The organism is Micromonospora sp. GCM10011542, assembly GCF_042650685.1.
Taxonomy (GTDB): Bacteria; Actinomycetota; Actinomycetes; order Mycobacteriales; family Micromonosporaceae; genus Micromonospora.
Map to the genome: position 1 here is coordinate 40,665 of NZ_JBHSBO010000013.1, position 8,245 is coordinate 48,909.

The 8,245-nt window shown below is 68.6% G+C and carries 8 protein-coding genes and 2 pseudogenes; 3 read left to right on the top strand and 7 right to left on the bottom strand.

Translation table 11 applies throughout. The annotated features are described in order from the left end of the window. Positions 1–477 precede the first annotated feature (477 nt). Both ACFOW4_RS03790 and ACFOW4_RS03795 read right to left on the bottom strand, forming a co-directional pair. Positions 478–1,302, bottom strand: coding sequence for an IS5 family transposase (locus tag ACFOW4_RS03790; protein ID WP_377524429.1), 825 nt, complete (start codon positions 1,300–1,302; stop codon positions 478–480). A gap of 212 nt (positions 1,303–1,514) precedes the next feature. After that, the gene (locus ACFOW4_RS03795) at positions 1,515–1,898 is read right to left on the bottom strand and encodes an ATP-binding protein (RefSeq protein WP_377524430.1); all 384 of its coding nucleotides are present in this window, start codon (positions 1,896–1,898) and stop codon (positions 1,515–1,517) included. A gap of 260 nt (positions 1,899–2,158) precedes the next feature. On the opposite strand from ACFOW4_RS03795, the gene ACFOW4_RS03800 reads away from it, so the two are divergent. Beyond that, positions 2,159–3,439 carry a PP2C family protein-serine/threonine phosphatase gene (locus ACFOW4_RS03800; RefSeq protein ID WP_377524432.1) on the top strand — a complete coding sequence of 427 codons (1,281 nt, stop codon included), beginning with the start codon at positions 2,159–2,161 and terminating at the stop codon, positions 3,437–3,439. A 126-nt stretch (positions 3,440–3,565) separates the two neighbouring features. Here the strand turns inward: ACFOW4_RS03800 and ACFOW4_RS03805 are convergent, their stop codons facing one another. From ACFOW4_RS03805 to ACFOW4_RS03825, 5 genes and pseudogenes are all read right to left on the bottom strand, one after another. Then, entirely contained in the window at positions 3,566–4,183 is a 618-nt protein-coding gene (locus ACFOW4_RS03805; RefSeq protein WP_377524433.1) for a low temperature requirement protein A, read from the bottom strand. A 41-nt stretch (positions 4,184–4,224) separates the two neighbouring features. After that, positions 4,225–4,356: pseudogene (locus ACFOW4_RS03810) on the bottom strand (hypothetical protein); the annotation flags it as partial. 28 nt (positions 4,357–4,384) lie between these two features. Continuing rightward, a complete protein-coding gene (locus ACFOW4_RS03815) occupies positions 4,385–4,720 on the bottom strand; it encodes a low temperature requirement protein A (RefSeq protein WP_377524435.1) in 336 nt (111 codons plus the stop codon). Between the two features lie 376 nt (positions 4,721–5,096). Further along, positions 5,097–5,528, bottom strand: coding sequence for a DUF6188 family protein (locus tag ACFOW4_RS03820; RefSeq protein WP_377524437.1), 432 nt, complete (start codon positions 5,526–5,528; stop codon positions 5,097–5,099). A 32-nt stretch (positions 5,529–5,560) separates the two neighbouring features. Further along, a complete protein-coding gene (locus tag ACFOW4_RS03825) occupies positions 5,561–6,688 on the bottom strand; it encodes an integrase core domain-containing protein (RefSeq protein ID WP_377524441.1) in 1,128 nt (375 codons plus the stop codon). Between the two features lie 749 nt (positions 6,689–7,437). On the opposite strand from ACFOW4_RS03825, the gene ACFOW4_RS03830 reads away from it, so the two are divergent. Both ACFOW4_RS03830 and ACFOW4_RS03835 read left to right on the top strand, forming a co-directional pair. Then, complete coding sequence (locus ACFOW4_RS03830) at positions 7,438–7,827, top strand: hypothetical protein (protein ID WP_377524439.1); 390 nt, start codon at positions 7,438–7,440, stop codon at positions 7,825–7,827. A 2-nt stretch (positions 7,828–7,829) separates the two neighbouring features. Then, a pseudogene (locus ACFOW4_RS03835) lies at positions 7,830–8,245 on the top strand (cyclase); the annotation flags it as partial.

Consider the following 8,245-nt stretch of genomic DNA (forward strand, 5'->3'; position numbering starts at 1 on the left):
GCCCCGGCCGGGTCTTCACATCCGACCGTCGGCACACCTTCGCCCAATTGGCAGCGGCGATCGACGTCTGCTTCGGCCCGCTGGGATATGGCGCACCTGCGCATGTTCGTGCTGTCCAACACCATGGACGTGAGCCTGGTCGCCCTGGCGGGACGGGCCGTCGTTCCCAGGCACCCGCGACGGCCGGTCCGGCCAGCTGGACACCCTGACGGTCGGCGCGGCCTTCGCGTACGTGTTCGACCTGAGCGAGGACTGGACGCACCTGTGCACCGTCGGCCGCCCCGCTACCCCGGCCGCGGCGGCTGCGGAGCCGTCGCAGCCCACTTCGAGCGGTCCGAAGGGAATCCTGTGGCGCACCTGCTGCTCGGCCGCGGTGACACCCCACCGGTCGTCCGGGAGATCATCCGCAAGGTGGAACGCGACCCTGCTCGCAGGCCCGGCATCCACGTGGGCGGCTGAGGCCCCGACTAAGAGCTCCTAACTCTTTGAGCGTTGGAGTCGGCGCCAGCAGATGATGGCGCAGGCGAGGGTGAGGAAGGCTTCGTGGATGTCGTCGCGGATCTCCCAGCGGATGCGTAGGCGGCGGAACCAGTGCAGCAGGGCGATGGTCTGCTCGATGACCCACCGTCGGGTGCCGAGGCCGGAGCCGTGGTCGACGCCGCGTCGGGCGATGACCGGGGTGATGCCCTTGGCTCGCAGGTCCCGGCGGTAGCAGTCGTAGTCGTAGCCGCGGTCGGCGTAGAGCCGCTTCGGTCGTTGTCGGGGTCGTCCGCGGATGCCTCTGATGGGTGGGATCTTGTCGACCAGGGGCATCAGTTGGGTGACGTCGTGGCGGTTGCCGCCGGTCAGGCTGATGGCGAGGGGGATGCCGCCCGCGTCGGTGATGACGTGGTGTTTCGAGCCCGGGCGGCGGCGGTCGACCGGGCTCGGACCGGTTTTGGGCCGCCCTTGAGCGCCCGGACGTGGGAGCCGTCGATCACCGCCCGTGACATGTCCAACTGGTCTGCGGCCCGTAGTTTGCCGAGCAGGACTTCGTGCAGTCGCTGCCACACGCCGGCGTCGTTCTAGTCCCGCAACCGACGCCAACACGTCATCCCCGACCCGAAGCCAAGCTCCTGGGGCAGGTACTCGCGGGATCGCCGTGTACAGCACGAACAAGATCCCGCACAACACCTTGCGGTCATCCAGGGGTTTACGGCCCGGGACCCGGTGCCTGCGCGGTGGACGGGGCGGCAGCAGCGGCTCGATCTCAGCCCACAACTCGTCCGAGACGATCCACGGCGGCTGCTCACCCCTCCTCACGGCCGAGCACTCTAGTCGGTCGTCCAAGAAGGACGAACTTCCCCTAGATCATTCTGTTAGGAGTTCTAAGCCGGCCAGGCCTCGGAGATTTCGAGATCACGGCGTGGACTGGACGGGAACTTCGGCGCTGAGGACGATGGCGAGTTCCTCCGGCAGGTGCAGGAACTCCGTGGCTGACGGGAGAGTATGACCGAACGGCACACTCCGAGCGATCAGCCGACGGTTTCCTGGGTGCGTGGCGCGATGCGGATGGTGGTGCCTGCCGGCCCGCTGTGGACCAGGAGGAAGTCGGCGATCTGTCCGACCACCCATAGCCCCATTCCTCCCGCGTCGGACAGGGATGGCCGCTCAGCTCGCGGAACGTAGTGAGCGGTTTTGAATCCAGGCCCGTGGTCGGTAACTTCGCAGGTGACTCGGTCGTTGAGGAGTAGCAGGCGTACGGTGCCCCGCCCCCCGCCGTGCCGGATCACGTTGATCATGTGTTCGTTGACCGCGGTGATCCAGTCTTCGATCTGGTCATCGTCGAGGCCGCACCGGTGACTGACGGCCTTGACCTCGCGTCGAACGCGGGTGAGGTCCGTGAGGGTGAGCGACATCGAGAGCAAGGGCTTCGTGGCCGTGGGGGGTCGGTGGTCGAGCGGCGAGTCCGCCACTGTTCCCCCTAGCTGCCGGATCGTCTACGCCGCCGACCTTAACCGATCCTGTGAGCGAGGACGATTCGACTCAAGCTGAGCGGCTCGCCCGACGATCAAGGCAACCTATGACGTCGACAGGTATCTCAGGATGGGAGGTCCGGCACCTGTTGATCCGACTCCTGGCGGGCCGGCGGCGGCGTGTCGGCGTCTAGGCTGCGTGCGTGAGCGATGCCGAGCTGGTGACGAATGAGGAGCGGCTACGTCGTATCGAGGCGATCACCGACGCCGCCTTGTCTGCTCTGAACGTCGCCGAGCTGCTCGATGAGCTGCTTGAACGGGTCCGGGATCTCCTCAAGGTTGATACTGCCACCATCCTGCTGCTCGACGGCCACACCGGCGAACTGGTCGCGACGGCGGCCAAAGGCCTGGAGGAAGAGGTGCGCCGGGGATTCCGCATTCGGGTCGGACACGGCTTCGCTGGACGGGTCGCTGCGACACGCCAGCCGGTCACAATCTACGACGTCACACCTGCCGACGTGGTCAATCCCATCCTTCTCGACGCGGGCGTGCGTGCCCTGCTGGGCGTCCCGATGCTCGCCAACGGCAACCTCATCGGCGTGCTGCACGTCGGCGCTCTGAGCCTGCGGCACTTCGGTCCCGAGGATGTGCACCTGCTGCAGCTCGTCGCCGATCGGGCCAGCGTCGCAGGTCAGGCCCGAACGCAGGTCCTCGACCGGCAGGCGGCGCTGGCCCTGCAACGAAGTCTGCTTCCCAGCCGACTACCTGACATCCCCGGCCTGGACCTGGCCGCCCGATACCTGCCCGGTCACGACCTGGGCATCGGCGGCGACTGGTACGACGTATTCACGCTGCCCTCCGGCTGGACCGGCGCCGTCATCGGCGACGTATCCGGCCACGGGCTGCCATCCGCCGTCGTCATGGGACGCATCCGCAGCGCGCTACGCGCCTACGCACTCGACCTCGACGATCCCGCCCAAGCGCTGACGTCCCTCGACCGCAAAATTCACCACTTCGAAGCCGGCACCCTAACCACCGCCGTCTACGCCCTCATCTCACCCGACCGCGCGACCGTGCACCTCTCCTCCGCCGGGCACCTCCCACCGCTACTAGCCGTCCCCGGCCAACCCACCCGGCTCGTGAACCTGACGGTCGACAGGCCACTGGGCGTGGGCCGACCACCAACCAACCGTCACACCACCGTGCTGCACCTACCGCCCACCGCGACGCTCGTCTTCTACACCGACGGACTCATCGAACGCCGCGGGGAACTGATCGATACGGGCATCGACCGCCTCGCCAACGTCATCCAGCCCGGACCGGCCGACGCGTTGTGCGATCACATCATCTCCGCCGTCGCCGACGAGCACGCCAGCGACGACATCGCCCTGCTGGTCATCCGCCGCCGACCCCCCGTTGCCAGCTGCTGTCGGTCCGGATCGCCGCCCGCCCGAAACGTCTCGGGCGGGCGGCGCGGGGCTTAGCTCCGGGCGACCAGGCCGGCGTCGACCACGTACTCCCCGCCATGCACGGCCTCGAATTCGGCGCTGGCGACGAGCAGAGTCGGCTCGAACTGGTACGAGGTCACCATGTCTGAGTCGGTTGCGTCGTCACCCTCGTCCGCGACGGTCCGACCGTACGTGGCGGCTGCCTCCAGCGACGAGGGCAGGTGCCATGGCGACCAGCAGCGGTGGCAGGAAGAACGCCGCCGGCGATGTGGCGGCGAGTACGAGGACCCCGATCGGCCGGGAGCGGGAGACCCGGCCGAACACCTCGTACTCGAATAAGCCCCGTCCGGCGAGGAACAGCGCGGGTCCGCCGAGGATGACGATGATCCAGGCCGATGGTGTGTGTCCGAGCGGGTGCTCGATGACTAGCTCGTCGCCGACGGCGATGGCGACGATGCCGGCGACCATGAGCAGGTGGGCGCGCATCGTCGTGACGGCCGCGCGGTGCGGGTCGGGGGCGGCTGCGATGGCCTCCGCTATCAGGCCCCCGGCGCGGTGGATGTAGATCCGCCACATCAGTGCCGTAGTAGCGGACGCGAACACGACCGCGGTAACCCGGTCAGGCTCGAACGTGCCGTGGCTGAACGTCAGCCCGGTGACCAGGATGAGCTCGCCGAGCCCGATGATGAACAGCTGCCGGTAGCGCTCGGCCAGGTGCTCGGCGGAGATCGCAAATTCGGCCACCCGCTCGAACGAGCGACCCAGCCGCAGTGTGGGCAAGCCGAGTGCAAAGACACGTACTCCACGGCCACCGCCAGCGCCCACAGGACCGTGCGGGTCGTGTCGTGCGTGACAGCACCCGCGATCCACGGCACTGCGGACACGCTGAACCAGAAGAGTTGCCGCGCAAAGACGCGCCGCCCCTTTGTGGCCCCGCAACAGGAGCACAGCACCGGCGTTGCGACCGATCTGGGTGGCGACCTACACGCCGGCGAAGAACAGGCCGTGCTCGCCGAACGCCTCCGGCGCCGCGGCGGCCATCATGAGGGTGCCGAACATGGTCGCGATCACCAGCAGCTGTATCAGCGGCTGCTGCGGGTTCAACCTGTCCGTGAGCCTCGCCGTGTTGGCCCAAACCGCCCACAGGGCGAGCAGCAGCACCAGCGTCTGGAACGCGCCCCTCCAGTTCAGATGTTTCAGCAGCTCCTGCGAGAGCCGTGCGAGCGCGAAGACGAACACCAAGTCGAAGAACAGTTCCAGGTACGTCGCTCGTGGTTCCTCGGGTCGTCGCAGGAGCCCGGCTGCCCCACCCGTCATCTGCGCGCCCGTTTCCGCCGTTCTGTCTAACCTTTTCGGTAATTCGTACCACACGGCAGCGCCGTCAGATGCGGATGCGCCGCGGTGGCCCAAGTTCGAGCGGCTCCGTTTGCCCGCCGGGCGGCGATAGAGGCCGGTGAGTGTCCTTCATCCGTCGCCGCCTGCGCGGATCAGGCCGTCGACCTCGGCTCAGGCCTCCGGCCGGTAATACAGGCGGCGGAGTGTCACCCAGGTCCTGATACCGATCTGTCATGCAGGTCCCGAGACACGACAGCCGGCCGCCGGCCGCCGGCGATGTCGGGCTTCACTTGATGCGTTACGGATCGCTGTCACTTGATCCGTGACACGTCCGGCCAGACGATCATTGTTGTGGATGTTAGCCGATGTGGCGTGGTTCGGGCCGGGGAGCCGGCTGCCAGTCGGTTTCCCCGCCTGGGCCGACGGTTATCGGGTCGACGCCGATGCCTGTGAGGTGCCAGGACTCGTAGCTGTGATCGGGTCCGACGTGTAACTCGACGCCGTTGTCGAATGTCAGGTGGAGGGCACCCTTGCCGCGGATCTCAACGCTGCTGATGGTCTGGTCGAACAGGTCCAGGACGGGCGCCAGGCTGGCGCCGGTGCCGGTGCCGGGGTCAAGTTCGTGCCATTGCCCGTCCGGGTCGCGGAGCAGGAACGGAGTTTCGATGGCCAGTTCGGCGTCGACTCGGTAGCCCTCGTCGGGGTCGAGCGCGCAGAGGCTGAGCCGCACCTGGTAGTCGAAGGCCGTGCGGTCGACACGGCAGCCGGTTAACGGGGTGGGAACTCTCATCGGGCCTGCCCTGATTCAGGTGCCGGTCGGCGTCACGCGCTGGCGTGGGGGTTCGGGTTTGCGGACCTTGAATCTAGCGATTTGCTTGGTCGTGGTGCGGGGGACCTCGTGAGGAGTTGGTCGCCGTCGTGGACGCGGAAGGTGGTGTCGGCGGCTTCGACGGTGAGCGTTTGACCGGCGTGGCCGATGCCGACGTGGATGCGTTGACCGGCGATGACAAGGGAGCCCCGGGCAGCTGACGCGGCGTTCGACGGGCACCGGCTGAGATGCGGGCTGTGGTGGTGGTCCGGCGGGCCGGGCATCGCGGACGCCGGCTTTCTCGGCGGCGCTGAGGGGTTGGGCAGGCTGCGCAGCAGGGTCCGGTCGGTGTCGAGGAGGTGCAGGACACCTCGGTCGAGGCGGACGGTGACACGTCGGCCGGCGAAGTGGTAGCCGACGGGGTGTTGCCGACCGGCGAGGCTGATCAGGCCGGTGGCGTTGACGAGCCGGTCGACCTCGACGGGAGCCCCCGGCTTGACCGGGCCCGCGGTGACCGGGGGCGGGCCGGGGCGGCCGCTGTCGGCGAGAAGCTGACGCAGGTGGGCACGGGTGAGCCGGAAGGGCACGGTCTTGAGCCGGACGCCGTCGACGAGCAGGTGAACAACGGTGGTGTCGGCCCACAGGGTGACCGGCAGTCCGGCGCGGGTGGGGCTGAGCCAGAACTGTTGCCCGCAGACAGTGAGGTTGCCCGAGGCGGGAACGAGGCGGGTGACCTCCACGGCCAGGCCGACCTCGTCGCCCATCGGCACTGGCACCGCCGAGGTGGTGGGTTGCTCGGCCGATGGTGGAAGTGCCGGCAGTGGTCGGCGAGGTGCGGGAATGGTGTTGACCAGCGTCGGCGGCAGCCGCACTGGCAGCTGCTCTTCGGCCGGCGGGGCGCTGAACCGGTCGGCCCGAAACGCCATCCCCAGGGACTGGTGTCGTCGTCCGGTGTTGTATCCGTGCCGGAACACGTCGATGGCGGCCTGTGCCTCCTGCGGGGTGGCCCAGACCTCAACGTCGTCGAGAAGTTCGCGTTGCAGGGTTTGGTGGAATCGCTTCACCTTGCCGGTGGTGGTGGGTGAGCGGGGCTTGGTGAGCCGGTGGGTGATCCCGTTCTCCGAGCAGATCCGGTCGAACATCACCTCCCCACCACCGGCGTCGAACCGACCGGTGAACTGCTATTGGGGCCGGCAGCCGGCCGGAGGCGCGGCGGCCGTTGCACCGCCGCGCCGTAGGGCGGGTCACCGCCGGCCGTGGTGGGGATGCGGCGCGGAGGATGCGGGGCCGCCCCTCCAGCCTCAAGGGTGCTTCGCATCGCTGCGCGACGGCCCTGCGGGCCGCCCTTGACCCCGGAGCCTCTGCGACCCCTCGGGCCGGCGTTGCCGGCAGGCGGGGGCCTGCCCGAGTGCGCGCCGCATCCCCACCACCGCCTCGTCACGTGGCAGCAGGCTGGCCGCTCAGAACAGAGCCTCCTGGTCTGGCGCTTGGTGATGAACGCAGTGACCCCCGCCAGTGGCGACGGTGCAGCGCCGAGTGCCAACTAGGCCAGCCTGTGTCAACCTGGCCTTGACTGCCAATCATTGCTGTTGGCTACGTCGTGGCGTGCTGCGCCATGGTGCTGTCTGGTGCAAGAGCCCTACCAATGCCGCAGCCCGATTCGATACGCGCCCGGGCCGTCGTCAGGGTCGCCGCAGCTCGGCGTACGGGTTGGCGTTGGCCGGTTTTGTCGGTTCAGTGTCGTTTTGCGGGTAGAGAGACGGGTACTCGCTGGTTCCACCGATGGCGGACGCCCGGTGTCGCAGGATCTGTTCCGCCGATCCCCGGCGGCCGGCTGTGGTCGGTCCCAGGTGACCGGCGTCGGTGTACGCCGGGGGAGCGAGGAGAGCTGATGAAGAGGGGAACACGGGTCGCACTGGCGGTGGGCTTCGGCTATCTCCTAGGGCGCCGCAAAAAGCTGAAGACGGCCCTGACTCTGGCTGCGGCGGTAGCGGTCGGGCGGGCCAGCCAGCAGACGGGCGGGCTGAAGAAGCTCGGTACGGATCTGTTCGGCGCCAACTCGCAGCTGGGCAATCTCGGCAAGCTGGGCCAGCCGCTGGCCACCGCGGGCAAGGACGCGGCGACTGCCGCCGCGGGCAGCGGCATCGACGTGCTCAGCGGCAAGCTGCGCGGCAGCGCGGACGCGCTGCGCCGCAAGGCCAGCGGCCAGGCCGACCAGTCCGCGCAGGGCCAGCAGGGTGGCCAGGGGTCCAGCGACGACGGTCAACGTGGGGGTCAGTGACGATGGTTATCGGCAACCTCGTGCACAAGGCACGCGAGCAGCTCGGCGGCGAGGTGCGCAATCTCGCCTCCGCGTTCGGGGAGCGGGCCACCCACGTGCTGACCGAGAAGATCACCGGCACCACCGGGCGGCTCAGCGAGTACGCGAAGCAGGGCGGCGGCCCCGGCCTGGTCGCCGCCGTCACCGGTAGTAAGAAGCGCGCCGAGGGCCAGTCCCGGGTGAAGGCCATGTTCCATCCCCGTCTGACCGGCGGTAAGGAGAAGGTGATGTCGGCTCTCGGCCGCGTGCGCGGCAAGGGCGGCGGCAAGGGCGGCAAGGAGCAGAAGGTCACCAACATCGTCGAGACGATCGAGGTTGGCGTGCCGGTGCGGGCCGCGTACAACCAGTGGACCCAGTTCGGCGACTTCCCGAGCTTCAT

What these genes read in the sequence shown, in the direction of transcription:
- ACFOW4_RS03820 (WP_377524437.1), bottom strand. Translation starts at nt 5,528, where the DNA reads ATGAGAGTTCCCACCCCGTTAACCGGCTGCCGTGTCGACCGCACGGCC.
- ACFOW4_RS03795 (WP_377524430.1), bottom strand. Translation starts at nt 1,898, where the DNA reads ATGTCGCTCACCCTCACGGACCTCACCCGCGTTCGACGCGAGGTCAAG.
- ACFOW4_RS03815 (WP_377524435.1), bottom strand. Translation starts at nt 4,720, where the DNA reads ATGACGGGTGGGGCAGCCGGGCTCCTGCGACGACCCGAGGAACCACGA.
- ACFOW4_RS03830 (WP_377524439.1), top strand. Translation starts at nt 7,438, where the DNA reads ATGAAGAGGGGAACACGGGTCGCACTGGCGGTGGGCTTCGGCTATCTC.
- ACFOW4_RS03825 (WP_377524441.1), bottom strand. Translation starts at nt 6,688, where the DNA reads ATGTTCGACCGGATCTGCTCGGAGAACGGGATCACCCACCGGCTCACC.